Raw genomic sequence first — 24,908 nt, forward strand, 5'->3', positions numbered from 1 at the left:
GCCGTCATCGACTCGCAGTCCAATCGGGGCAGCCCACAGGGCGGGGAGCTGGGCTTCGATGCAGGCAAGAAGGTGCAGGGGCGCAAGCGCCATCTGGTAGTGGACACGCTGGGCCTGTTGCTTGCTGTGGTGATCACCAGCGCCGCTGTGCCAGATCGGGCAGCAGCGACCCAGGCGATAGCCCAGGCATGCAAACGCACGGACGGCTCGGTCAAGACCGTGTGGGCAGACAGTGCCTACGCTGGGCAATGCGCTCAACTGATCGAGCAAACGCACCAGTTGAAGGTTCAGATCGTGCGCAATACAGGACGCCATCGCTGGGACGATGCACAGCAGTCTCTGTGGAGCCAGGAACAGCCAGCAGCCATGCCCAAGAAGCGCTGGGTGGTGGAGCGCACCCATGCGTGGCTCGAGCGCAATCGCAGGCTGGTGATGCACCACGAGCGCAAGCCGTTCTACGCTGCAGCGTGGGTCTGGCTGGCGCAGGCTCGCATGCTCTTGGGGCGGCTCAAATAGGTTTCTTCTACACCCTCTTGGCGAAGCAAAAGAAGGTAGGTGCGCCGCCGGGCGCACATCCCGGCCTCCGCCCTTCAACCAGGCATGCGGCTCAATCAAGAACAAGTGAAGGGTGACTGGGGAACCAGGAATCCGACCTCAAAACTCCCAGTTATCAATCAACCGCGTCCCCCCCAACCGCGCCGCCCCCAACACCACCAATGCCCCCACAGCATCCCCAGCCGTGGGTGCCTGCAAATCCACCCGCCGCCGCACCGTCAGGTAGTCCGGCTGCCACCCCCGCGCCCGCAAGCCATCCATCGCCTGCTGCTCCAGCTCCAATCCGCTCGATGGCTGCTGCCCCCAGCGCACAGCCAGCTGGCGCAAGGCCTGCGACAAGGCCACCGCCTCCTGCCGCTCCTGCAGTCCCAGGTAGCCGTTGCGCGAACTCAGGGCCAGGCCGTCGGGAGCGCGGGTCGTCTCGCCGGCCACCACGGTGATGGGCAGCGCGAACTGGCGCACCATCTGGCGAATCACCATCAACTGCTGGTAGTCCTTCTTGCCGAACACCGCCGTGCCGCCGCTCTGGCCCAGCACGCAGGCGAACAGCTTCATCACCACCGTGGCCACGCCCGTGAAGAACCCAGGGCGGAAATGGCCCTCCAGCATGTCGGCCAGGGCCGGGTCGGGGTGCACCTTGACGGTCTGGGGCTCGGGGTACAGGTCGGCCTCGCGCGGGGCGAACAGCACCTTGCAGCCGGCGGCCTGCAGGCGGTTGCAGTCGGCCTCCCAGGTGCGCGGGTAGCTGTCGAAATCCTCGTGCGGCAGGAACTGCAGGCGGTTCACGAAGATGCTCGCCACGGTCACGTCACCCAGCGGCAGCGCCTGCTCGACCAGGGCGATGTGGCCGTCGTGCAGGTTGCCCATGGTGGGCACGAAGGCCGGGCGGCGGTAGGGCGCCAGGACCTGGCGCAGGTCGTCGAGGGTGTGGGCGATCAGCATGGAAAAAGCAGGAGTAAAAGGAGAGGGAAGCGAGAAGAAAACCAAAAACGGAGGGAGGGGAGGGGCCGCCCGCTACCAGGCATGCAGGGCGTTGTCGGGAAAGCGCCCCTGCTTGACGGCCTGCACATAGGCCTCGATGGCGCCGCGCACGCTGCCGGCGTCCTGCATGAAGTTGTGGACGAACTTCGGGTTCTTGCCCAGGTTCATGCCCAGCATGTCGTGCAACACCAGCACCTGGCCGGCCGTGCCGTTGCCCGCTCCGATGCCGATGGTGTGGCAGTGCGCCAGCTCCCCGGTGAGGTCGGCGGCCAGCACCGCGGGCACCATCTCCAGCACCAGCATGGCGGCGCCGGCGTCCTGCAGCTCGTGGGCCTGCTTGCGCAGCGTGCGCGCGGCATCGTCGCCGCGGCCCTGCACGCGGTAGCCGCCCAGGGCGTGCACCGTCTGCGGCGTCAGGCCCAGGTGGGCGCAGACCGGCACGCCGCGCTGCACCAGGAACTCCACCGTGGGCGCGGTCCAGCCGCCGCCTTCGAGCTTGACCATGTGCGCGCCCGCCTGCATCAGCACGCAGGCGCTGCGCAGCGCCTGCTCGCGGCTTTCGGCATACGTGCCGTAGGGCAGATCGGCCACCAGCCAGGCCGTTCCCTGCACGCGGTGCAGGCCGCGCGCCACGCTGGCGGTGTGGTAGGCCATGGTGTCCAGTGTCACGCCCACGGTGCTGGGCAGGCCCTGGCAGACCATGCCCAGCGAATCGCCGACGAGGATGCATTCCACGCCCGCGGCATCGGCGACCGCCGCGAAGGTCGCATCGTAGGCCGTCAGCATGCACATCTTCTCGCCTGCCGCCCGCATCTGCGCCAGGCGCGGCAGGCTCAGGGGGCGGCGCTGGGGCAGCGGCGACGCCGGTGGCAGCGTGCCGTAGGGCGTGGCGGAGGAAGGCGTTGCATCGGTCATGGGGCTCCCCTGGACAAAATTGCGCGAGTGTAGGGTGTATGCCGCCGGGACAGCGGTGTCCCAAACCCCGGTTCCAGAAGCCGCTATGCTCGCGGCCCATGACCCATCCCAGCAACGATGAAAAAAGTGCCGAAGTGGCAGCCCTGGCCCGTGCAGACGTGGCCCGTGCCCTGGCAGAAGACGTGGGCAGCGGTGACCTGACCGCCGGCCTGATCGACCCTGCGCGCCGCGCCCGTGCGCGCATCCTGGCGCGCGAGGCCGCCGTGATCTGCGGTACGCCCTGGGTGGAGGCGGCCCTCACGGCCCTGGACCCCGGCGTGCAGCTCACCTGGCATGTGGCCGAGGGCCAGCGCTGCAACGCCGACCAGGTGGTGCTGGAGATCGAGGGCAGCGCGCGCGCGCTGCTCAGCGCCGAGCGCACGGCGCTCAACTTTCTGCAGTTGCTGTCGGCCGTGGCCACCAAGACGGCCACCTACGCCGACGTGGTGGCCGGCACGCGTGCGCGCATCGTGGACACGCGCAAGACCCTGCCCGGCCTGCGCCTGGCGCAGAAGTACGCGGTGCGCGTGGGCGGCGGCACCAACCACCGCATCGGCCTGCACGATGCGGTGCTGATCAAGGAAAACCACATTGCCGCGGCCGGTGGCGTCACCGCCGTGCTGCGCGCCGCGCAGCAGCAGGTGGGCGCGCGGGCCGCCTTCATCGAGATCGAGGTCGAGACGCTGGAGCAACTGGCTGAGGCGCTCGACGCAGGCGCCACCATGGTGCTGCTCGACAACATGCCCCTGCCCCTGCTGCGCGAGGCCGTGCGCACCAACGCGGGCCGCGCCGTCCTGGAAATATCGGGCGGCGTCACGCTCGATGGCCTGCGCGAACTGGCCGAGACCGGCGTGGACCGCATCTCCATCGGCACGCTGACCAAGGACGTCAAGGCCACCGACTTCTCGATGCGGCTGCAGGAGTTGTCATGAGCACCACGGCCACGCTGAACCGCATCGACGTCGAATACGACCAGCCGATCACGGTGCTGGAAGACGGTGGCGCTGTCTGCTCGACCAAGCACGCCTGGGCCCGCGTACCGCCCGAGCCCTCGCAGGTTGAGCGCGCCGCGCTCAAGGAGCGCATCCGCCGCCTGCTCAAGGAGAAGAACGCCGTGATGGTCTCGCACTACTACGTGCACCCGGACCTGCAGGACCTGGCCGAGGAGACTGGCGGCCTGGTCAGCGATTCGCTGGAGATGGCGCGCTTCGGCCGCGACCATGCGGCGCAGACCCTGGTGGTCTCGGGCGTGCGCTTCATGGGCGAGACGGCCAAGATCCTCTCGCCCGAGAAGACCGTGCTCATGCCCGACCTCGATGCCACCTGCTCGCTCGACCTGGGCTGCCCGGTGGACGAATTCAGCGCCTTCTGCGATGCCCACCCCGACCGCACCGTGGTGGTGTATGCCAACACCAGCGCGGCCGTGAAGGCGCGCGCCGACTGGCTGGTCACGTCGAGCTGCGCGCTCGAGATCGTCGGCGCGCTCAAGGCGGCGGGCCACAAGATCCTGTGGGCGCCCGACCGCCACCTGGGGGCCTACATCCAGCGCGAGACCGGGGCCGACATGCTGTTCTGGAACGGCGCCTGCATCGTGCACGACGAGTTCAAGGCCTTCGAGCTCGAAGCGCTCAAAAAGGAACATCCCGGCGCCAAGGTGCTGGTACACCCCGAAAGCCCGGCCGACGTGGTGGCCCTGGCCGATGCGGTCGGCTCGACCTCGGCCATCCTCAAAGCCGCGCGCGAGATGGATGCGCGCGAGTTCATCGTCGCCACCGACAACGGCATGATGCACAAGCTGCGCACGCTCAACCCCGGCAAGACCTTCTACGAAGCCCCCACCGCCGGCAACAGCGCCACCTGCAAGAGCTGCGCGCACTGCCCCTGGATGGCGATGAACGGCCTGGCCGACGTGGCGCGGGTGCTGGAAACCGGTGCCAACGCGGTGCATGTGGATCCGGCGTTGATTCCGCGCGCGCGCCAACCCATCGACCGCATGCTGGCCTTCACGGCGGCGCTCAAGGGCGGCCAGCCCGTCGAGGGGCTGGTGCCGCACATCGGCGCGGCATAGGGCGTGTCATCAGTCATTTCACCCCCGCGAAATGACTGATGACACGCCCTAAGTCGACCCTTCCCCTCCGCATGCCGTCCCGCATCGATTTCACCCGCCCCCAGGAACCCGGCGCGCAGCGCCTGCGGCATGTGTTCGGCCCGCCGCGCGCGGTGCTGGTGGCGCATGCGCTGCACGAGGTGCGTGGCGTGCTCGATGCCGTGCATGCGGCGGCGCAGGGCGGTGCCTGGTGCATCGGCTATGTGCGCTACGAAGCGGCGCCGGCCTTCGATGCCGCGCTCGCCACCCATGGCGCCGACGGGCCGCTGGCCTGGTTTGCCGTGCACGATGCGGCCCTGCCCTGGCCGCACGAGGCGCCAGAACAGGGGCCTGCCGAAATTGCCTGGGCGGCCAGCCTGCCGCGCGGCGAGTTCGATGCCAGCCTGGCGCGCATCCAGGGGGCCATCGCCGATGGCGAGGTCTACCAGGTCAACTACACCGCGCCGCTGCAGGGCCATGCGCGGGGCAGCGCGCAGGCGCTGTTCGAGGCGCTGCACCGCACCCAGCCCGAGGGCTACTGCGCGCACATCGATGCGGGCGGCACCCAGGTGCTGTCGGTCTCGCCCGAACTGTTCTTCGACTGGACCAGCGATGCCGCGGGCGGTGACATCCTCGCCCGCCCGATGAAGGGCACGGCACCGCGCGGCGCCACGCCCGAGGCCGATGCCGCGCAGGCCGAGCACCTGCGCACGGCGCCCAAGGAGCGGGCCGAGAACGTGATGGTGGTGGACCTGCTGCGCAACGATATCTCGCGCATCGCGCAGCCGCACAGCGTGCGCGTGCCGCGCTTGTTCCACACCCAGGCCTTGCCCACGGTGTGGCAGATGACTTCCGACGTGCAGGCGCGCACGCGCGCCGGCACCACGCTGACAGACGTGTTCGCGGCCCTGTTCCCCTGCGGATCGGTCACGGGCGCGCCCAAGGTGCGCGCCATGCAGCTGATCCGCGATCTGGAGCCCGCGCCGCGAGGCGTGTACTGCGGCGCCGTGGGCGTGGTGCGCCCGCACGGGCCACCGGGCCAGGGCGGTGTGGCCGCGACCTTCAACGTGCCCATCCGCACCGTGGTGCTGGCCCAGGGGCCCGATGCGGTGGCCGCCACCTGCGGCATCGGCAGCGGCATCACCTCGGGCGCCGAGGCCGAGGCCGAGTGGCACGAGTGGCGCCACAAGCGCGCCTTCGTGGAGCGTGCCAGTGCCGCGTTCGAGCTGCTCGAAACGCTGGCGCTGGTCGATGGGCAACTGCGCCACCGGGACGACCACCTGGCCCGCATGGCGGTCGCTGCCGCGCACTTCGGCTACCCCTGGGACCTGGCCCGCGTACAGGCCTGCCTGCAGGCGCTGGCGGTGCAGCACGCCAGCGGCGCCTGGCGCGTGCGCCTGCTGCTGGACAGCCGGGGCGCGCCACGCGCCGAAGCCTTTGCGCTGCAGCCCACGCCCACCCCCGTGCACCTGCGCCTGGCCGACCGCGCCTTCGACGAGGCCGACAGCGAGTTCGTGCGCCACAAGACCACGCGCCGCGCGCACTACGCGGCGTTTGCACCCACCACACCCGGCGTGCTCGACACGGTGCTGTGGAACCGGGCGGGCGAGATCACCGAAGGCACCTTCGGCAATATCGCCCTGCGCCTGGACGGCCGCTGGGTCACGCCGCCGCTGGCCTGCGGCCTGCTGCCCGGCGTGGGACGTGCCGTGGCCCTGCGCGAGGGGCGCGTGGCCGAGGCCGTGGTGCGGCTCCAAGACCTGCCGCGCGTGAACGGCTGGGCCTTCATCAACAGCCTGCGCGGCTGGCTCGATGCGCAACTGCTGAGCTAAACCGCGGGGCGGGCACGCGCCGGCGCGCGCCGTGCACCCCACCCCCGCGCTCGGGCGCCTTTCCGTGCGTATACACCAGGCGGCGCAAGCGTTGCTATGCATGCTTATTTTCCGCTGGGTGTGCAAGGGTTTACCCCAGTACTGTCACACGGGCTTTTTCTAATGGACGCAGCTCCCCACCACGGGGCGCCGACCGGTGGGATGCGTGCCGTGCCGCATGCCATGCCCCGGTGATCTGCCCATATCGAAGAAGTGAACTCCATGAAACTCAAACTCATTGCCCTCGCGGCCCTGACCCTTGCTGCTGCCGCCGGTGCCCAGGCGCAGTCCAGCGTCACCCTGTTTGGCGTGGTCGATGCATCGCTGGTGCGCATGTCCAGCGACACCAACAGCGTCACCGGCCTGTCCAGCGGCGGCCAGTCCAGCAGCCGCCTGGGCTTTCGCGGCGTGGAAGACCTCGGGGGCGGCCTCAAGGCCGGCTTCTGGCTCGAAGGTGGCCTGGCCACGGACAACGGCACGGCCGCGGGCTTTCGCTTCGACCGCCGCTCCACCGTGAGCATCTCGGGTGGCTTCGGTGAAGTCCGCCTGGGCCGCGACAAGTCGCCCGCCTACCTGAACATCGAGACTTTCGATCCCTTCGGCGATTCCGGCGTGGGCGGCAACAACGGCGCCAACATGGTCGGCAGCGCCACCTCGGCCGCCGGCACGCCCGAAGGCAGCGCCCCCAAGCGCACCAGCAACGGCCTGAACTACCTGCTGCCCGAACTGGGCGGCTTCTACGGCCAGCTGCAGTACGCCCTGGGCGAGCAGCTGTCCAACCAGGTCAACGACCGCATGGGCAACTCCCTGGCCGTGCGCGCCGGCTATGCCAACGGCCCGCTGAACGTGGCCCTGGCCTTCGGCGAGACGCGCGGCGGTGCCGCCACTGCCAGCGCGGTCGACTACAAGTCCAGCAACGTCGGCGTGTCCTACAGCTTCGGCGTGGTCAAGCCCATGGCCCTGTTCGCCACCGAGCGTGGCAACGGCCGCCGCGTGGACATGTACACCTTGGGCGCCACGGTGCCGCTGGGCGTAGGCGAGCTGCGTGCCTCGTACGTCAACTTCAAGCGCAAGGACGTGAACAACGCCGACTCGCAGAAGTTCGCCATCGGCTACGGCCACAACCTGTCCAAGCGCACGCAGCTGTACGCCACCGTGGCGCGCATCAGCAACGACCGCGCTGCCACGCGCGGCCTGGCCGTGTCGTCCTCGTCGCTGGGCAGCCCGACCATCGGTGCCGGCAACGACGTGACCGGCTACGAGTTCGGCGTGCGCCACACGTTCTGACGGAGGCTAGGGGCCGGACCACCTGTTGCAGCGGGTGGCCCGGTTCCAGGTCCGTGCTGTGCGCCTTCCACCTGGTGGGGATGCGAGGGGGGCGCAGCACGGACTTTTCCTCCGCGACAGGAACGACAAAGCCGCCCAGGGCCATGCCCTGGGCGGCTTTGTCGTTGGGGGCTGCCCGGCAGGGCAGGTGCCATGAACCTGAACAGGTTCCTACAGCTTTTCCTTGGCGTACGAGCCGCGGTCCATGTCCACGATCTCCACGCTCAGCTGCACCAGCACGCCCTGGGGCTTGGGCGTGAGCTGGCGCAGCACGCCGGCGATCAGGTCCGACAGCTCCTTCTTGGCCTCGGGCGTGCGGCCCGAGAGCACGCGCAGCTGCGCATGCACGAAGGCGCGCTGCGCCGGTGCGGTGCCGATCTCGAAACTGTCGGCCACCACGAAGCGGGTCTTGAGGTCCAGCTCGTCCAGCACCTGGGGGTGGGCGCACAGCGCGGCATTGAGCGCGGTCAGCGCTTCGGCCTCGGGGTAGTGCGGCAGGTTGCCGGAGTACTCGACGATGAGATGGGGCATGGTGGTTCCACGAAAAATCGGTGCACCCGGCCGGTGGCCGGTGCGGTGAGCGAAGACGCCGCAGGTGTGCGCGGCGCAGGGCCCGCCAGTTTATCGGCTTATCGGGAGGGCGTCGGCGTCGTCCGGTGCAAGCCCCACCGGTGCCTCGATGGACTGCAGGAAGCCATGCAGCGCGCGCAGCATGGCCATGGGGGCCTCGATCTGCGGCCAGTGGCCGATGCCGTCGAGCGCCACCACGTCCGCATGCGGCACCACCTCGCGGTAGCGCCGGGCCATGTGGGCGCCCGAGTTGGGGTCGGCGCTGCCGTTGATCAGGCGCACGGGCACGGCCCGGGCCACCAGCGGCGCCACCAGGCGATCGCGCAGGGCCATGCGCTCGATGTAGAAACGCCCCAGCTGGTGCGAAATGCGCCGCCCCTGGCCATGGTTGAGCAGGGCCCAGAAGTCATTGAGCAGCGCGGCCGCGGGCTGCGTGCGCGGCCCGAACAGGCCCGCCACCGTGCGCTCGAATGCACGCCGCGGAATGCGCGGTCCCACCCACCGGCCCAGCGGGGACGAGAGCAGGTGCTGTATCGGGCGCGGTGCGTACGCCTCGGGGCACACGCCGCCATTGAGCAATACCAGCGATTCGATGCGGCAGCCCGCCTGCGGCTGCTCCAGACGGCGCGCCAGCATCTCCTGCGCGACGCTCACCCCCAGGTCGTGGGCGATGATGTGGCAGCTTTCCACGCCCTGTTGCGCGAGCAGGGCGTCGAGCAGATCGGCATGGTCCTGCAGGCGGTAGGCGTGCTCTGGCGGCTTGTCCGAAAAGCCCATGCCCAGCAGGTCGGGGGCGATCACGTGGTAGCGCGCCGCCAGCGCGTTCCACACGCCATGCCAGTCGTAGGAACTCGTGGGGTAGCCATGGACCAGCAGCAAGCTGCTGCCCCGGCCCGCCTCGGCAACGAAGAGGCGCTGGCCGCGCACGGTGATGAACCGGCCCTGGCCGTGCCAGTGCCGCAGGGCGGGGGTCAGTTGGTCCATGCCGCGCGCACCAGGAGCAGGGTGGCCGCCAGCTGGCACAGCAGGGTCAGCGCATGGGCTGCCTGTCGCCAGGGCAGGCGGCGACCGAAGGCCGCCGTGCAATAGAGCAGGCGCGCCAGCACGAACACGCTGCAGACCGCGGCCAGGGTGGTGGGCCCGGTGCCGCCGGCCTGTACGAGCGCCAGCAGCAGCAGGCCGAACAGCAGCGACTGCTCCAGCGTGTTGCCGTGCGTGCGCACCGCCACGGCCAGGTCCTTGTGCCCGCCATCGCCCCAGGTCTGGCGGTGGTGCATGCGCAGGCGCGAGACCTGCAGGGACAGGGCGGTGAGCAGCAGGGCCAGTGCCGCCAGGGTGGCCGATGCGATCGTGAGGGATGGAGGCATTGGGTGCAAGGGTGCGAACCGTGACAAGGATTCGCCCAAGCTTAGAAAGCCCGTGTCCTGCTGCCAATAGCACCAAAGGGCAGGTGGGGTGGTGGTCCTGGCCGCACCACCGGGCTCACGCGGCCGCGTGGCTTTGCAGGAAGGCGCGCAGCTTCATGGGTGCGATCGGCTTGGGCAGCAGCGGCAGGCCGGCGGCTGCGGCGCGGGCCTGCAGGTCGGGGGTGGCCTCGGCAGTGACCAGCAGGGCCGGCACGGCATGGCCGATGGCGCTGCGCAGGGCCGCGATGGCGTCGAACCCGTCTATGCCCTGCGGCAGGTGCCAGTCCACCACCAGGGCGTCGGGCTGCGCATGCGCAGGCCACGGCTGCTGCAGCGCCTCCTGTAGGCTGGCCGCCGCCGTGACCTCGCAGCCCCAGCCCTGCAACACCTCGGTGAGGGCCCTGCGCGAGCCCGCGTCGTCCTCCAGCACCAGCACCCGCTGCGCGGCCGGCGCGGGCGGCGGCCGCGGCCTGGCATCCTGAGGGGCTGCCGTAGCCATCGGCAGGCTTGCGGGCACGGCCGGCGCTTCGGGCGCCAGCGGCAGGCGCAGGGCGAAGCGGCTGCCCTGGCCGGGCTGCGACTGCACGCCCAGTTCCAGGCCGAGCAGGGCGCACAGGCGCCTGGCCGTCGCCAGCCCCAGGCCCAGCCCCTGGTCGCGCTCGCGCCCCGGGTGGCCGACCTGGTAGTGCTCGTCGAAGATGTGGGGCAGCTCGGCGGCATCGATGCCCACGCCCGAGTCCTCCACGCTCACCTCCACCAGGGCGCCGTGCATGCTGGCCTGCAGCCGCACGAAGCCTGCCGGCGTGTAGCGGATGGCGTTGGAGACCAGGTTGGACAGCACCCGTGCCAGCAGGGCGCGGTCGCCCTGCACGTGCACGCTGCCGGGCTGCACGCTGAACACCAGGCCCTTGGCCTGGGCCTGCACCGCGAAGGTGCCCGCCAGCTCGTCGAACAGCGACTGCAGCGCAAAGCGCGCCGGGCGGGGCGTGATGGAGCGGGCGTCCAGCCGCGACAGCTCCAGAAGACCTTCCACCAGCGCGCTCATGCTCGCCGCGCATTCCATCAGGGTGGCGGTCAGGTATTCGACCCGTTCGCGTGGTGCGGGCTGCTGCAGCGTGTAGGCCAGCAGCTGCATGGCGTTGAGCGGCTGGCGCAGGTCATGGCCCACGGCGGCGAGGAACTGCGCCTTGGAGGCATGGGCTGCCTCGGCCTCCTGGCGCGCCAGCCGCGTGGCCTCGTTCTCGCGCTGCAATGCGGCAATCAGCTCCTGGCGCTCGTGCTGCTGGGCGGCCGCCTGCGCGATGGTGCGGGCCTGGGCCCGGCCGGCATGCCAGACATACAGCCCCATCAGCACGGCACCCAGCGCCAGCAGGGTGTGCAGCGGCTGCGCCACGAACAGGTCGCGCGCCGCCAGCGGGCCGAACACGCCCGCCGCATAGGCCGCCAGCGCGGGCAGGTGGTGGGCCAGGTGGGCCACGCTGCCCAGCACGACGGCGGCCAGGCCGATGTGCAGGGCCACCTCGGCCACCAGGTTGGCGGGCGCCAGCAGCACCCAGCTGCCGATGCCCCAGGCCAGGGCTTGCGCCAGTGCGCTCACCACCACCCAGCGTGCCCAGAAGGCGGGGCGCGCGCCGGGTGCCGCGGGGCTGCGGCGGTAGGCCATGCCCAGGGCGATGCGCAGGCCGCGCACGGCCACAAACGCCGCCAGCCAGAGCGCAATGGCGGTGGCCGGCACCTCGCGCCAGAACAGCACGCTCAGGAAAAAGGCCTCCACCACGCCCACCAGCGCGGACAGGGGCGCGCCCCGGTACAGCGTGTCCAGCGCCTGGGCGTCGGGCGGCGCGCCGGGCGCCACTGCGGCCATCTAGAGCAGCCCTTTCTCGCGCGCCAGCGCCACCAGGTGCGTGCGATTGCGTGCCTGCAGTGCGCCGAGCAGCGCCGTGACATGCAGCTTGACGGTGCGCTCGGCAATGCCCAGCACCTGCGCGATGCGCTTGTTGGGCTGGCCCTGGGCCACCAGCAGCAGCACTTCCATCTGCCGCGCCGTGGGGCCTGCCGACCCATCCGCGGCTGCCGCGGGCAGCGGGCCGAACACCAGCCCCCCGGCTGCGACGGTGGCCAGTGCGGCGGCCATGGCGTGCACGGGCTGCGACTTGCCGAGGAAGCCGCTGGCACCCGCGTCCCGCGCGGCCGCCTGCAGGGCCGGGTCCTCGTCGCCCGAGATCAGCACCCGGGCCACCAGCGGGAACTGCCGGGCAAAAAGCGCCAGCCCCTGCAGCCCGCTGCGGGCTCCCAGGCGCTGGTCGAGCAGCACGATGTCCAGCCCCGGCCGGCTGGCGGCGGCCTGCAGGCCCGCGTCCAGCGTGGCGGCGGTGTCCACCTGGGCGCCCGGCCAGGCATGGGCCAGCGCGTGGGCAAAGCCGACGCAGAACAGGGGGTGGTCGTCCACCAGCAGGAGTTGGGGCATGGAGCGGATTGTGTGACAAGCCAAGGCGGATGCGGCATGGGGTGGCCGTGCGCTGGTGCCGCCCTTTATGGTTGACATGGGGCAAGGGGCTCTCCCCTTCGGGGTTCTCCAACCAGGCGTTGCTGTACAGAATCGCGGCAGCCTGGTGCGGTCTCCAGGCTGGCTGCGCACGCCTCTTTGCGTTGTTGTTTCACCACCCTCCTTCCGCCTGCCCGCCCGTTTTCGATTGGACAACGCCGAAGGTGCGCGTGCGCGTGCCCCGGGCGGCAGCGGTGTCTACCACCCTCGTCTTCAATATAACCATGACACACCAGAAATTGATTCGACGCGTGACCTTTGCCTGCCTTGCGCTGTGTGCCACCCTGGCGAATGCCCAGGGCCCGCACGCGCACTGGGAGTACAAGGGCAAGCATGGCGCAGCCCATTGGGGCGCGCTCGAACAGGGCTTCGAGGCCTGTGCCCGCGGCACGGCCCAGAGCCCTGTCGACATCCGCAAGACGGTCAAGGAGGCCTTGCCGGCGCTCGACTTCCAGTACGCATCCGGGGCCCCCACGCTGGTCAACAACGGCCACACGGTGCAGGTCAACGTGCCGGCCGGCAGCAAGCTGGTGGTGGGCGGCAAAACCCTGGAGCTGCTGCAGTTCCACTTCCATACGCCCAGCGAGGAGGCCGTGGGTGGCAAGCGCGCAGCGATGGTCGCCCACTTCGTGCACAAGGGCGAGGACGGCGGCCTGGGCGTGGTGGCCGTGCTGATCCAGCCGGGCAACAAGAAGAACCAGGCCTGGGAACCCATCTTCGCGCACCTGCCGCGCGTGGGCGAGCAGGTCACGGTCGATGGCCTGGCGCTGCATCCCGCGGCCCTGCTGCCGGAAAAGCACGGTTACTACAGCTTCGAGGGTTCGCTGACCACGCCGCCGTGCTCGGAAGGCGTGCAGTGGATGGTGCTCAAGGAGCCCGTCAAGCTCAGCGCGCAGCAGATCAAGGCCTTCCGCAAGGTCTACAGCGCCAATGCGCGCCCCTTGCAGCCTCTGCACGGGCGCGTGGTCAAGGAAAGCACGTAGGAAGAAACACCCCCTGAGTCGCTTCGCGCCTTCACCCCTCTCTCATATTGCTTCGCAATCTGGGAGGGGGACGCTCCCGGTGCACGCAAGCGAAGCGCCGCATCCGCAGCTTGGCGGCCCTTGCACGGGAGCACTGGCTTCGGCTGGGCCAGTTTCACGCGCAGCGCCCGGGGCGTGAGACCTCAGGTCTGCGCTGTCGTAGTGCACTCTGCCGCGTGCCGGTGCAGCGCCTGCAGCAGCAGATCGACGTCTTCTGCGGTGTGCGCGGACGACAGCGCAATGCGCAGCCGCGCCGTGCCGGCCGGCACCGTCGGCGGGCGGATCGCGGGCACCCACAGGCCGTCTGCGCGCAGGCTTTCCATCACCGCCAGCGCGGCCTCGTTGCTGCCGATCACCAGCGCCTGCACGGCGGTATCCGAGGGCAGCAGGTGCCAGCCCAGCGCAGCCGGCAGGGTGGCCAGCCCGCTGCGCAGCTGCGCGATGCGCGCGCTGAGCTGCTGGCGCCGGTCATCGGCCGCCGCGATCAGCCCCAGGCTCTTGCTCAGGGCGCTGGCCAGCAGCGGCGGGGCGGCCGTGGCGAAGATGTAGGTGCGCGTCTTCTGCAGCAGCCATTCGATCAGCGCGGCATCGCCTGCGACGAAGGCCCCGGCCACGCCGGCGGCCTTGCCCAGCGTCGCCATGTAGAGCACCCGCCGCGATGCGGCGGCCCCGGTGAGGCCGGCCTGCGCCAGGCTGCCGCGCCCCTGTGGCCCTAGCACGCCGAAGCCATGGGCGTCGTCGAGCAGCAGCAGGGCATCGAAGCGCTCGCACAGCGCCAGCAGCGCCGGGATGTCGATGAGGTCGCCGTCCATGCTGAACACCGCGTCGCTGACCACCAGCTTGCGCCGCGCGGGGCTGGCCGCCAGGGCCGCCTCCAGCGCCGCCAGGTCGGCATGCGGGTAGCGGTGGATGGTGGCGCGCGACAGGCGTGCACCGTCGATCAGGCAGGCGTGGTTGAGCGCGTCGGAGAACAGCGCATCGCCGTCGCCCACCAGCGCCGGGATGATGCCGGTGTTGGTGGCATAGCCGGCGTAGAAGTACAGGGCGCGCGGCAACTGCACGAAGGCGGCCAGCTCCTGCTCCAGCGCCGCGTTGGCGGCGCTGTGCCCGCTGACCAGGGGCGAGCCGCCCGAGCCCACGCCAAAGCGGTGCGTGGCCTCGCGCGCGGCCTCGGCCAGCGCCGGGTGACCGGCCAGGCCCAGGTAGTCGTTGCTGCAAAAGGCCAGCATGGGCTGCCCGTCCACCAGCAGCCGGGCGCCGCCCGCGGGCTGTACCACGCGGCGGCGGCGCAGCAGGTGGGCGCGCTCGATGTCCGCCAGCCGCGCCGGAATCTCGTCGAGCCAGGAGGCTGCCGGCGCGTTCATTGCCAGTCCCCGGGCAGTTCGAAGACAAGGCTGCGCGCCTCGGGTACGGCCTGGTGCGGCACCTCGGCCAGCAAGGGCGCCTGCAGCCGCGCGCGCAGGTAGGCGATGTTCTCGTCCGCGGCCAGCATCGCGGGGTCCACGCGGTTGGCCACCCAGCCGGCCAGCGTGAGGCCGCGCGCGCGCACGGCCTCGGCCGTCAGCAGCGCATGGTTCAGGCAGCCCAGGCGCAGGCCCACCACCAGCACCACGGGCAGGGCCAGGGCCTGGGCCAGGTCGGCGCCGGTCGCGGTGTCCGACAGCGGCACGTGAAAGCCCCCGGCACCCTCGACCACCACCGCATCGGCCTCGGCCGCCAGGGCCTGGTAGCTGCGCACGATGGCCGCGATGTCGATCTGCACGCCCGCGCGTGCCGCCGCGATGTGCGGCGACAGCGGGTCGGGCAGCAGCACCGGGTTGTCCAGCGCCGCCGGCACGGCCACGGTGGAGGCCGCGCGCAGCGCGATGGCGTCTTCGCTGGCCCAGTCGCCGTCCCAGGGCACGACGCCCGCGGCCACCGGCTTCATGCCGACCACGCGGCGGTGGTGCCGTGCCAGCGCGTGCAGCAGGCCCGCGGACACCAGCGTCTTGCCCACGCCGGTATCGGTACCGGTCACAAAACATGCGATCGCCATCAGCAGGTCTCCTCGTTCAGGGTGGCATCGAGCGCGCCGAGCGCACCGCTGGCCAGGCAGTCGATGGCCTCGCCATCGAGCACATAGGGCGGCATGGCATACAGCGTGTTGCCGATGGGGCGCAGCACCAGGCCGCCGGCCATGGCGTGCTGGTGGTAGCGGCGCGAAAAGTCGGGCAGGGTGGTTTCGATGTCCCAGGCCCAGACCATGCCCAGGCGGCGCGCATGGCGCACGCGCGGGTGGCGGGCCAGGGGCGCGCAGGCGGTGTCGATGCGCTGCGCCAGGGCCCGGTTGGCGTTCAGCGCATCCAGCTGGTCGAACAGCTCCAGCGTGGCCAGGGCCGCGCGGCAGGCCAACGGGTTGCCGGTGTACGAGTGCGAGTGCAGAAAGCCGCGCGCCACCTCGTCGGCATAGAAGGCCTGGTACACCGTGTCCGTGGTCAGCACCGCCGACAGCGGCAAGGTGCCGCCCGTGAGGCCCTTGGACAGACAGATGAAGTCGGGCCGGATGCCGGCCTGCTGGTGCGCGAACATGCTGCCCGTGCGGCCGAAGCCGGTGGCGATCTCGTCCACCACCAGGTGCACCTCGTAGCGGTCGCACAGCGCGCGCGCCAGGCGCAGGTATTCGGGGTCGTGCAGGGCCATGCCGGCCGCGCACTGCACCAGGGGCTCCACGATGAGCGCGGCGGTGTCGGCATGGTGCTCGGCCAGCCAGGCCTCGAGCGCGGCGGCGCTGCGCCGGGCCACGTCCGCGGGTGTCTCGCCCGGTGCTGCGGCGCGCGCATCGGGGCTGGGCACGGTGGCGGCCAGGCGCACCAGCGGGGCATAGGCCTCGCGGAACAGCGCGATGTCGGTCACCGCCAGCGCCCCCACGGTCTCGCCGTGGTAGCCACCGGCCAGTCCCACGAAGCGGCTCTTGCCCGGGCGGCCCGTGTTGCGCCAGTAGTGGGCGCTCATCTTCAGCGCGATCTCGGTGGCGGCCGCGCCGTCGCTGCCATAGAACGCATGGCCCAGGCCCGTGAGTGCGCCCAGGCGCTCCGACAGTTCGACCACCGGGGCGTGCGTGAAGCCGGCCAGCATCACATGGTCCAGCCGCTCCATCTGGTCGGCGAGGGCGGCCTTGATGTGCGGGTGGCTGTGGCCGAAGAGGTTGACCCACCAGGAGCTGATGCCGTCGAGGTAGCGCCGGCCATCGGTGCCGTAGAGCCAGGGGCCTTGCGCGCGGGCGATGGCCACGGGCGGCTGGGCCTCGTGCCGCTTCATCTGCGTGCAGGGGTGCCAGACATGGGCCAGGCTGCGGGCGACCAGGCCCCCGCCAGTGGTGGTCGGTGCAGCGGCTGCCATCGTGCTCACAGCGCCTGTGTGGGAACGGCGTGGCGCAGCGCGGTCTGGCGGTTGTGCCCGTCCACGAACACCAGTTGCGGCACGTGGCCGGCCACCTGCTCCTCGTGCACCTGGGCAAAGGCGGCAATGATGACCAGGTCGCCCTGGCTGGCGCGGCGTGCGGCCGAGCCGTTGACTGAAATCATGCCGCTGCCGCGCTGGCCCTTGATGGCATAGGTGACGAAGCGCTCGCCGTTGTTGATGTTCCAGATGTGGATCTGCTCGTTCTCGGCGATGTTGGCTGCATCGAGCAGGTCTTCGTCGATGGCGCACGAGCCCTCGTAGTGCAGCTCGCACTGGGTCACGGCCACGCGGTGGATCTTGGATTTGAGCAGGGTGCGGAACATCGGGCTTCTTCCTCGGGTTGAAGTCAGGGAGGTGTTGGCAGGCGCCTGCCAGGCAGGCGTGAGCGGGAGCTCAGGGCGGTGTGAAGTCGAGCGCGCAGCTGTCGCCCAGCGCCTCGCGCCACACGCGCACGCGGCTCACGCGCGGGCGCAGCTCGGCAGGCAGGGCCTGGGCGATGAACAGGCACAGGTTTTCGAGCGTGGGAATGCCCAGGCCGGGCACCTCGTCGAGCATGTGGTGGTCGAGCTGCTCGCGCACCACGTCCAGCCCCCGGCGCAGCAGGCCCAGGTCCAGCACCATGCCGGTGGCGGGGTCGCGCGGGCCGCTGAGCGAGACCTCGGCGTGGTAGGTGTGGCCGTGGATGCGGCGGCTGCCTTCGGCCTCGATCTCGCGGCGCAGGGTGTGGGCCGCGTCGAAGAAGAAGCGCTGGGAAATCGTGAACTGCATGGCAGGAAGAAGAGGAGCAGGGGACTAGCGGATGCCGCTGATCTTGTGGGTCTGCAGGCTCAGCCGCCAGGCGGGCTGCTCCATGCAGGTGGCGATGCACAGGGCGATGTGGGCGGCCTGGTCGGGCCCGTCCATGGGCTGCAGGAAGCGCTGGGCGAACTGCCCGGTGGCGGCAATGGCCGCCAGGTCCATGCCGGCCTGGGGCCAGACGAGCTTGAGTTCCTGGCCCTGCTGCTGCACCCAGGGTGCGCCGGCCTTGGGGCTCACGCACAGCCAGTCGATGCCCGGCGGCGCGGCCACGCTGCCGTTGGTCTCCACGGCAATGCGAAAGCGCCGCGCGTGCAGGGCCTCGATCAGCGCCGCATCCACCTGCAGCAGGGGCTCGCCACCGGTGAGCACCACCAGGCGATGCGCCGCATCGTGCGCTGGCCACTGGGCGGCAATGCGCTCGGCCAGGGCATCGGCATCGGCGAACTTGCCGCCCAGGGTGCCGTCGGTGCCCACGAAGTCGGTGTCGCAGAAACGGCAGATGGCGCTGGCGCGGTCGGCCTCGCGGCCACTCCACAGGTTGCAGCCCGCAAAGCGGCAGAACACGGCGGGCATGCCTGCCTGCCCGCCCTCGCCCTGCAGGGTGTAGAAGATTTCCTTGACGCTGTAGGTCATGGGTTCAGGCCCTCAGGCCACCGGTGGCACCAGGATTGTAGGCGCGGCGGGGGCGGCCAGCTCGGGGTAGTCGCGGCTGAAGTGCAGGCCCCGGCTCTCGCGGCGCATCTGTGCGCTGCGCACGATGAGCTCGGCCACCTGCACCAGGTTGCGCAGCTCCAGCAGGTCGCGCGTGACGTGGAAGTGCGAGTAGAACTCGTGGATCTCGCCCTGCAGCAGCGCGATGCGGTGGGCCGCGCGGTCCAGGCGTTTGTTGGTGCGCACGATGCCCACGTAGTCCCACATGAAGCGGCGCAGCTCGTCCCAGTTGTGCGAGATGACCACGCACTCGTCGGCGTCGGTCACGCGGCTGTCGTCCCATTGCGGCAGTGCGGGCAGTTCCACCGCGGGGGCCGCGGCGATGGCCTGTGCGGCCGCGCGTGCGAACACCATGCATTCGACCAGCGAGTTGCTGGCCAGGCGGTTGGCGCCGTGCAGGCCGGTGCAGGCCGTCTCGCCGATGGCGAACAGGCCGGGCAGGTCGGTGCGGCCCGCCAGGTCGGTGAGCACGCCGCCGCAGGTGTAGTGCGCGGCTGGCACCACGGGGATCGGTTCCTTGGTGATGTCGATCCCGAGCTCGGCGCAGCGCGCCAGGATGTTGGGAAAGTGCTCCTGCAGGAAGGCCGGGCTCTGGTGCGAGATATCGAGGTGCACGCAATCGAGGCCATGGCGCTTCATCTCGTAGTCGATGGCGCGGGCCACCACGTCGCGCGGCGCCAGTTCGGCGCGCTCGTCGTGCTGGGGCATGAAGCGCGTGCCGCCGGCCGCTGCGGGCAGCTTGAGCAGGCCGCCCTCGCCGCGCACGGCCTCGGTGATCAGGAACGACTTGGCGTGCGGGTGGTACAGGCAGGTCGGGTGGAACTGGATGAACTCCAGGTTCGCCACGCGGCAGCCTGCGCGCCAGGCGGCCGCGATGCCGTCGCCCGTGGCGGTGTCGGGGTTGGTGGTGTACAGGTAGACCTTGCCGGCGCCGCCCGTGGCCAGAATGGTCTGCGGCGCGCGGAAGGTGATGACCTCGTCGGTGGCTTCGTCGAGGGCATACAGGCCGAGGCACCGGTCGGATCCCTTGGCGCCGAGCTTGCGCGCGCTGATCAGGTCCACCAGCGTGTGCTGCTCGAACAGGGTGATGCCCGGCGTGGCGCGTACCACGTCGATCAGGGTGCGCTGCACGGCCGCGCCCGTGGCATCGGTGGCGTGCACGATGCGCCGCGCACTGTGGCCGCCTTCGCGCGTGAGGTGCAGGGCGCCGTCCTCCAGCGAAAACGGCACGCCCAGCTGCTGCAGCCAGGCAATGGCCTCGGGCGCGTTCTCCACCACGAAGCGCGTGGCGGCCAGGTCGCACAGGCCGGCGCCGGCCACCAGGGTGTCGTCCACGTGGGCGCCGAAGCTGTCCCCGTCGGCCAGCACGGCGGCGATGCCGCCCTGGGCCCAGCCGCTGGCACCGTCGTGCAACTGGCGCTTGGTGATCACGGCCACGCGGTGCGTGGGCGCCAGGTGCAGGGCCGCGGAGAGACCGGCGAGGCCGCTGCCTACGATGAGAACGTCGAAGTCGTGAGATGCCATGGCTTGCAGGGGTGAATGGAGGCCATGGCCGCCCGCCATGGCCGAAATCAGGCGGTGGTCGTCGTCAGGCGGGGGTGTACGCCAGGCGCACGTAGATGGGCGCGAAGGCCTCGGCCTGGGTGATCTCGATCAGGGTTTCCTTGGCGAGCTCCAGCAAGGCGATGAAGGTCACCACCAGCACGGTGCTGCCGCGCTCTGGCTCGAAAAGCTCTTCGAACTCCACGAAGCGGCGGCCCTGCAGCGTCTTGAGCACCATGCTCATGTACTCGCGCACCGAGAGTTCCTCGCGCGTGATCTTGTGGTGCTGCACCAGCTTGGCACGCTTCATGATGTCGCGCCAGGCCTCCTGCAGCTCCACCACGTGCACGTCGGGAAAGCGCGGCTGCAGGCTCTGCTCGATGTAGACCTGGGCCTTGAGGAAGTCGCGCCCGTACTGCGGCAGCTGCGACAGGCGCATGCCGGCCATCTTCATCTGCTCGTACTCAAGCAGGCGGCGCACCAGCTCGGCCCGGGGGTCCACAGGCTCTTCGCCCTCGGCCTGCTTCTTGGGCGGCAGCAGCATGCGCGACTTGATCTCGATCAGCATCGCCGCCATCAGCAGGTACTCGGCGGCCAGCTCCAGGTTGCGGCTGCGGATCTCGTCCACATACGCCAGGTACTGCTTGGTCACCCCCACCATGGGGATGTCCAGGATGTTGAAGTTCTGCTTGCGGATCAGGTACAGCAGCAGGTCCAGCGGCCCTTCGAAGGCTTCGAGGAAGACCTCGAGCGCGTCCGGCGGGATGTACAGGTCGTTGGGCAGGGCGAACAGCGGCTCGCCGTACAGGCGCGCCAGGGCAACCTGGTCCACCACGTCGGGCATGCCCTGGGCCTGGACCGCGGCATCGGCTTCGCTCGCGCTGCTGCTCATCAATTGCTATGAAATAAATAGCTTCAAACGCTTTGTGAAAAAGCGTTTGAGGCCGTTTTCATGCCGATAACCCGCTCAGTCGGCGTTGGTCTGGTAGACGTAGGGCTTTTGCTCGACCTGGCCTTCGCGGTACTCGCCCCAGATCTTGCGGTCCACCTGCTTGTCCCACAGCAGGGCGCGGCCTGCCACCTGCTGGGCGTCGAGCTCGGGCCGGCTCGCCTTGAGCTGGTTGATGAACTGCGTGGTGTCGGATTGGTAATCGGGGCGGCGGAAAATGGACATGGACTGGTAACCTCTTTTCCCTGATTTTACCGGGATGACCCCATGCCCCCATTTTTTCGTGCCCTGGCAGCTGCCATCACCACCCTGGCGCTGCTCGCCGCCGCCGGCTGCGACCCCCAGCGCATCAGCGAGCTGCAGCCCGGCGTGTCCACCGAGGCGGACGTGCGCGACCGCTTCGGCGTGCCCGAAAACACCTGGAACGAGGCCGACGGCAGCCGCACCTTCGAATACAACCGCCAGCCGGCCGGCCAGGTCAACTACATGATCGCCATCGGGGCCGACGGCAAGCTGATCGCCGTGCGCCAGGTGCTCACGCCCGAGAACTTCGCCCGGGTGCAGCCCGGCATGGGCATGGACGCCGTGCGCCGCCTGCTGGGCAAGGCCGCCAAGGTGTCGCCGTACCCGCTCAAGGACGAGATCCATGTGCAGTGGCGCTTTGCCAACGCGCGCAACGAGTCGCAGGTGTTCACCGTGGTCCAGGGGCCGGGCGCGAAGGTGCTGCGCACCGAGACCGGGCCTGATCTGGATGCACCGGAGCTGAAGGGCGGAAAGTAAGTAGCTGCTATTGCTGTGCGCCGGGCTGTGCGGCCAGCCGGTCGGCGAAGCCCGAGCGCTCCATCAGCGAGCGCGGCTGTTCGTGCAGGTGCACGATGTGCAGGGTTCCGCCGCGCTGCTCCACCGCCTTGAGCACCTGGCCGAGGGCATCCAGGCCGGTGGTGTCGAGCGCCACCAGCTCGCTCGCGTCCAGCACCAGGTCCACGCCCGCGGGGCCAGCCTCCACCGCCTGCACGATGGGGTCGATCTTGGCAGCCGCGCCGAAGAACAGGGCGCCGTGCAGCCGCCAGGTCCGGGGCGCCCGCCCCGGCGTGGTCGCGGCGGCAGGCGGTTGCAGTTCGGCCTTGAACAGCCCGCTCATGCGCCGCACGAACAGGGCGCAGGCCATGAACAGGCCCACCTCGACCGCCACCGTGAGGTCGAACACGACAGTGAGGAAGAAGGTGCCCAGCATCAGCAGCCGGTAGTGGTTGCTGAACTGGCGCAGGCGCACGAACTCGTGCCACTCGCCCATGTTCCAGGCCACGAACAGCAAGATGCCCGCCAGCACTGCCAGCGGGATGTGCAGTGCCAGCGGGGCCGCGGCCAGCACGATCAGCGCCAGCGTGGCGGCATGCACGATGCCGGCGATGGGTGAGGTAGCGCCCGAGCGGATGTTGGTCACCGTGCGCGCGATGGTGCCCGTGGCCGGCATGCCGCCGAAGAAGGGCACGACCAGGTTGGCCAGACCCTGGGCCATGAGTTCCTGGTTGGGGTCGTGCTTGCGGTGGTGGCTGTCGGTGGCCAGCTGGTCGGCCACGCGCGCGCACAGCAGTGATTCGATGGCGCCCAGCAGGGCAATGGTGAGCGTGGGCGTGACCAGGAGGCGCACCGTCTCCCACGAGAAGTCGGGCAGCTCGAAGGCCGGCAGGCCCTGCGGAATGCCGCCAAAGCGCGAGCCGATGGTCTCCACCGGGAATTCGAGCGCCCAGGCCAGCAGGCTCAGCGTGACCAGGGCCACCACGGGCGCGGGCACGCGCGCAAAGCTGTGCACGCTGTAGCCATCCATGAGCCGCACCACGGGCGAGCCCTTCATGAACAGCCGTGGCCACACGAACAGGCCCACCACGCACACGGCGCCCAGGCCGAAGGCATAGGGGTTGAAGCTGTCGATGTGGCGCGCCAGCGTGGCCACCTGCGAGAAGAAGTCGCCCGGCATGCGCGCGATGGACAGGCCCAGCCAGTCCTTGAGCTGCGAGAGCGCGATCAGCACGGCGATGCCGTTGGTGAAGCCGATGACGATGCTCACGGGCACGAAGCGCACCAGCGTGCCCAGCCGGAACAGGCCCAGCAGCACCAACAGCACGCCCGCGCAGGCGGTGGAAATCAGCAGGTTGGCCACGCCATAGCGCTCGACGATGCCGTAGACGATGACGATGAAGGCCCCCGCGGGCCCGCCGATCTGCACGTTGGTGCCGCCCAGCGCCGAGATCAGGAAGCCGGCGATGATGGCCGTCCACAGCCCCGCGCCCGGCGGCAGGCCGCTGGCGATCGCAAAGGCCATCGCCAGGGGCAGGGCCACGATGCCCACGGTGATGCCCGCGCCGACATCGGCCAGGCAACGGCTGCGGTTGTAGCCGCTCAGGGCATCGATCAGCCGCGGGTGGAAGGCGAAGGACAGCTGCATGGCAAGGAGGGCACCAGTGTATTCCCCGGCACCGCAGGCGCAATACCGGACCACGGTGCCGCAGAGGGATGGAAGGTGCCGGGAATGCAAGCATTTCCTGTGCCGGCCTCTGGCATGGTGCGGTTCTGGCGCAGTGCTTGCTTGTTCTCGTGCCATCTCCACTGTCCGATGACCGCTGTATGCTGATGGACCGACCCATGCCCGATCCTTCCCCTTCACCCCTCCTCGACCCCGACACGCCCGAGTCGCTGCGCCACGGCACGTACGAGGACGCCCAGGCCATCTTCGCGGGCACGCTGTTCGTGGCCATGGCGCTCATGCTGTTCAACCAGGCCGGCCTGCTGGTGGGCGGCACGGCAGGCATCGCCTTCCTGGTGCACTACATCACCGGGGTGTCGTTCGGCAAGCTGTTCTTCCTCGTGAACCTGCCGTTCTACTGGTTCGCCTGGACGCGCATGGGGCGCGAGTTCACGCTCAAGACCTTTGTCTCGGTGGCGCTGCTGTCGGGCCTGACCGAGCTGTTCCCGCACGTCATGCACGTGGACTACCTCAACCCGCTGTTCGCCTCGCTGCTCGGGGGGCTGCTGCTGGGCACGGGCTGCCTGTTCCTGGCGCGCCACCGCTCCAGCCTGGGTGGCGCCACGGTGCTCTCGCTGTACATGCAGGACCGCTACGGCATCCGCGCCGGCAAGGTGCAGATGGGCATCGACGGCGCCGTGGTGCTGATGGCGCTGTTCATCGTGCCGCCGGAGCGGGTTGCGTACTCGGTGCTCGCGGTGCTGGTGATGAGCGGCTTTTTGTGGATCAGCCACCGGCCAGGCCGCTACATCGGGCACTAAGACACTGTTCGCGATCCCCTGCGAGATCGCGCACAGGTTCTTAGGCCGCTCAGAACCGGTACAGGTAGCCCGCCGTCACGGCCGGCTGGCTGGACCGGTCGACCAGCGGGCTGTCCTTGATGGCGCTGCCCAGGCGCGTGACGCCCACGTCCACAAACACCCATTGCCGCGGCGCCAGCGTGTAGCCCACGCGCACGCCGGCCTGCAGGTTCACGGCCGAGCTGCCCTCGTAGGCCGGGCGCCCCAGGCGGGCCTCGCTGGCCTGCACGCCGTAGTAGTAGTCCACGGTCTTGCGGTCCTGCTGCTGCAGCGCCAGGCGCGGCGTCACATCCCAGGCGCCGAGCTGGAAGCGGCGCTCGGCCTTGAGCGTGAACTGGCGCCCCTTGCTGTGTCCCGAGGCATCGGCCAGCAGTTCGGCCGAGAGCTGCACCGGCCCGGTGTCCCAGGTCGCGGCGGCGCCCAGCCACAGGCTGCCCTTGCGCTCGTGCATGCCGGCCAGCCAGGGTGAGTCCTCGGCCTCGTAGCCCTCGAAACCGAAGCGCGAGCGCAGCCGCAGGCCCACCGGGCCCAGCGAGGGCAGCTTGAAATCCACCCCGGGGCCCGCGATGTGGATCCAGCGGTTCTCGTAGGTCAGCAGGGGCAGGGGCTGCAGCTTGTCGTCGAAATCGCGGTAGGGCTTGCGGTCGGCGCTGACGGCCAGGCCCAGGCCCCAGCTGGAGGCGCCTGCCTCCTGCGCCTGGGCGCTGGCTGGCGCCAGCAAGGGCAGCGTGGCGGCCAGTGCCGCCAGGAGGCGGATCGATGAATGCGGGAGGCGAAGCGTCATGGTCTCAATTTCCACAAGAAGAAAGGGATGCGGGGCAGGGCGG

Annotated in this window: 26 protein-coding genes; 8 read left to right on the top strand and 18 right to left on the bottom strand. The window is 70.1% G+C overall.

The genetic code is table 11. The features are described 5' to 3' along the window. Positions 1-516: transposase (locus AC07PF_RS19015; RefSeq protein ID WP_494612865.1), on the top strand; the 516-nt coding region annotated here is incomplete at its 5' end. 138 nt (positions 517-654) lie between these two features. Here AC07PF_RS19015 and panC read toward each other — a convergent pair. Both panC and panB read right to left on the bottom strand, forming a co-directional pair. Further along, positions 655-1,497, bottom strand: coding sequence for a pantoate--beta-alanine ligase (gene panC / locus AC07PF_RS19020; protein WP_494612866.1), 843 nt, complete (start codon positions 1,495-1,497; stop codon positions 655-657). 72 nt (positions 1,498-1,569) lie between these two features. Continuing rightward, entirely contained in the window at positions 1,570-2,451 is an 882-nt protein-coding gene (gene panB, locus AC07PF_RS19025; protein WP_007856408.1) for a 3-methyl-2-oxobutanoate hydroxymethyltransferase, read from the bottom strand. 98 nt (positions 2,452-2,549) lie between these two features. Here panB and nadC point away from each other — a divergent pair, with 98 nt between their 5' ends. From nadC to AC07PF_RS19045, 4 genes are all read left to right on the top strand, one after another. Then, positions 2,550-3,422, top strand: coding sequence for a carboxylating nicotinate-nucleotide diphosphorylase (gene nadC, locus AC07PF_RS19030; protein ID WP_007856406.1), 873 nt, complete (start codon positions 2,550-2,552; stop codon positions 3,420-3,422). Next, positions 3,419-4,558, top strand: coding sequence for a quinolinate synthase NadA (gene nadA / locus AC07PF_RS19035; protein ID WP_494612867.1), 1,140 nt, complete (start codon positions 3,419-3,421; stop codon positions 4,556-4,558). The genes nadC and nadA overlap by 4 nt, the downstream gene beginning before the upstream one ends. Positions 4,559-4,629: 71 nt before the next feature. Then, entirely contained in the window at positions 4,630-6,408 is a 1,779-nt protein-coding gene (locus AC07PF_RS19040; protein ID WP_494612868.1) for a chorismate-binding protein, read from the top strand. A 261-nt stretch (positions 6,409-6,669) separates the two neighbouring features. Beyond that, positions 6,670-7,734 carry a porin gene (locus AC07PF_RS19045; RefSeq protein WP_494612869.1) on the top strand — a complete coding sequence of 355 codons (1,065 nt, stop codon included), beginning with the start codon at positions 6,670-6,672 and terminating at the stop codon, positions 7,732-7,734. Between the two features lie 210 nt (positions 7,735-7,944). On the opposite strand, the gene AC07PF_RS19050 is transcribed toward AC07PF_RS19045, so the two are convergent. The 5 genes from AC07PF_RS19050 to AC07PF_RS19070 form a co-directional block, all read right to left on the bottom strand. After that, entirely contained in the window at positions 7,945-8,304 is a 360-nt protein-coding gene (locus tag AC07PF_RS19050; protein WP_494604238.1) for a 5-carboxymethyl-2-hydroxymuconate Delta-isomerase, read from the bottom strand. 90 nt (positions 8,305-8,394) lie between these two features. Beyond that, complete coding sequence (locus tag AC07PF_RS19055; protein WP_494612870.1) at positions 8,395-9,327, bottom strand: alpha/beta fold hydrolase; 933 nt, start codon at positions 9,325-9,327, stop codon at positions 8,395-8,397. Continuing rightward, positions 9,315-9,710 carry an MAPEG family protein gene (locus AC07PF_RS19060; RefSeq protein WP_494612871.1) on the bottom strand — a complete coding sequence of 132 codons (396 nt, stop codon included), beginning with the start codon at positions 9,708-9,710 and terminating at the stop codon, positions 9,315-9,317. Before AC07PF_RS19060 ends, AC07PF_RS19055 begins: the two co-directional genes overlap by 13 nt. Before the next feature lie 115 nt (positions 9,711-9,825). Then, positions 9,826-11,613, bottom strand: a complete 1,788-nt coding sequence (locus AC07PF_RS19065) for an ATP-binding response regulator (RefSeq protein ID WP_494612872.1) — start codon at positions 11,611-11,613, stop codon at positions 9,826-9,828. Then, positions 11,614-12,216 carry a response regulator transcription factor gene (locus tag AC07PF_RS19070; RefSeq protein WP_494612873.1) on the bottom strand — a complete coding sequence of 201 codons (603 nt, stop codon included), beginning with the start codon at positions 12,214-12,216 and terminating at the stop codon, positions 11,614-11,616. It abuts the gene before it with no gap. Between the two features lie 302 nt (positions 12,217-12,518). On the opposite strand from AC07PF_RS19070, the gene AC07PF_RS19075 reads away from it, so the two are divergent. Beyond that, on the top strand, positions 12,519-13,277 hold the full coding sequence (locus AC07PF_RS19075; RefSeq protein ID WP_494612874.1) for a carbonic anhydrase: 759 nt from the start codon (positions 12,519-12,521) through the stop codon (positions 13,275-13,277). 182 nt (positions 13,278-13,459) lie between these two features. Here AC07PF_RS19075 and bioF read toward each other — a convergent pair whose 3' ends face one another. The 9 genes from bioF to AC07PF_RS19120 all read right to left on the bottom strand — a co-directional run bounded on the left by bioF (position 13,460) and on the right by AC07PF_RS19120 (position 20,982). Continuing rightward, complete coding sequence (bioF, locus tag AC07PF_RS19080; RefSeq protein ID WP_494612875.1) at positions 13,460-14,680, bottom strand: 8-amino-7-oxononanoate synthase; 1,221 nt, start codon at positions 14,678-14,680, stop codon at positions 13,460-13,462. Then, positions 14,677-15,351 carry a dethiobiotin synthase gene (bioD, locus tag AC07PF_RS19085; RefSeq protein ID WP_494612876.1) on the bottom strand — a complete coding sequence of 225 codons (675 nt, stop codon included), beginning with the start codon at positions 15,349-15,351 and terminating at the stop codon, positions 14,677-14,679. The genes bioF and bioD overlap by 4 nt, the downstream gene beginning before the upstream one ends. After that, on the bottom strand, positions 15,351-16,694 hold the full coding sequence (gene bioA, locus AC07PF_RS19090) for an adenosylmethionine--8-amino-7-oxononanoate transaminase (protein ID WP_494613004.1): 1,344 nt from the start codon (positions 16,692-16,694) through the stop codon (positions 15,351-15,353). Before bioA ends, bioD begins: the two co-directional genes overlap by 1 nt. A 5-nt stretch (positions 16,695-16,699) precedes the next feature. After that, entirely contained in the window at positions 16,700-17,080 is a 381-nt protein-coding gene (gene panD, locus AC07PF_RS19095; RefSeq protein ID WP_494604251.1) for an aspartate 1-decarboxylase, read from the bottom strand. A 70-nt stretch (positions 17,081-17,150) separates the two neighbouring features. After that, positions 17,151-17,525, bottom strand: a complete 375-nt coding sequence (locus AC07PF_RS19100; protein WP_007856389.1) for a 6-carboxytetrahydropterin synthase — start codon at positions 17,523-17,525, stop codon at positions 17,151-17,153. Positions 17,526-17,549: 24 nt separating this feature from the next. Then, on the bottom strand, positions 17,550-18,188 hold the full coding sequence (queE, locus tag AC07PF_RS19105; RefSeq protein ID WP_145695609.1) for a 7-carboxy-7-deazaguanine synthase: 639 nt from the start codon (positions 18,186-18,188) through the stop codon (positions 17,550-17,552). A gap of 12 nt (positions 18,189-18,200) precedes the next feature. Next, positions 18,201-19,790: an L-aspartate oxidase gene (nadB, locus tag AC07PF_RS19110; RefSeq protein ID WP_494612877.1), complete on the bottom strand. Its 1,590-nt coding sequence runs from the start codon at positions 19,788-19,790 to the stop codon at positions 18,201-18,203. A gap of 64 nt (positions 19,791-19,854) precedes the next feature. Further along, on the bottom strand, positions 19,855-20,700 hold the full coding sequence (locus tag AC07PF_RS19115) for a segregation and condensation protein A (RefSeq protein WP_494612878.1): 846 nt from the start codon (positions 20,698-20,700) through the stop codon (positions 19,855-19,857). Positions 20,701-20,775: 75 nt separating this feature from the next. Further along, the gene (locus tag AC07PF_RS19120) at positions 20,776-20,982 is read right to left on the bottom strand and encodes a DUF3460 family protein (RefSeq protein WP_007861239.1); all 207 of its coding nucleotides are present in this window, start codon (positions 20,980-20,982) and stop codon (positions 20,776-20,778) included. 42 nt (positions 20,983-21,024) lie between these two features. Between AC07PF_RS19120 and AC07PF_RS19125 the strand changes: the two genes are divergently transcribed. Continuing rightward, a complete protein-coding gene (locus AC07PF_RS19125; RefSeq protein ID WP_007861248.1) occupies positions 21,025-21,537 on the top strand; it encodes a hypothetical protein in 513 nt (170 codons plus the stop codon). 7 nt (positions 21,538-21,544) lie between these two features. On the opposite strand, the gene AC07PF_RS19130 is transcribed toward AC07PF_RS19125, so the two are convergent. Then, positions 21,545-23,203, bottom strand: coding sequence for a SulP family inorganic anion transporter (locus AC07PF_RS19130; RefSeq protein ID WP_494612879.1), 1,659 nt, complete (start codon positions 23,201-23,203; stop codon positions 21,545-21,547). A gap of 197 nt (positions 23,204-23,400) precedes the next feature. On the opposite strand from AC07PF_RS19130, the gene AC07PF_RS19135 reads away from it, so the two are divergent. Continuing rightward, a complete protein-coding gene (locus AC07PF_RS19135; RefSeq protein WP_494612880.1) occupies positions 23,401-24,042 on the top strand; it encodes a YitT family protein in 642 nt (213 codons plus the stop codon). 49 nt (positions 24,043-24,091) lie between these two features. On the opposite strand, the gene AC07PF_RS19140 is transcribed toward AC07PF_RS19135, so the two are convergent. After that, positions 24,092-24,865 (bottom strand): MipA/OmpV family protein, encoded by a 774-nt coding sequence (locus tag AC07PF_RS19140; protein ID WP_494612881.1) that lies wholly within the window; start codon positions 24,863-24,865, stop codon positions 24,092-24,094. Positions 24,866-24,908: the final 43 nt, after the last annotated feature.

It is taken from the genome of Acidovorax sp. GW821-FHT10A04 (assembly GCF_059415825.1).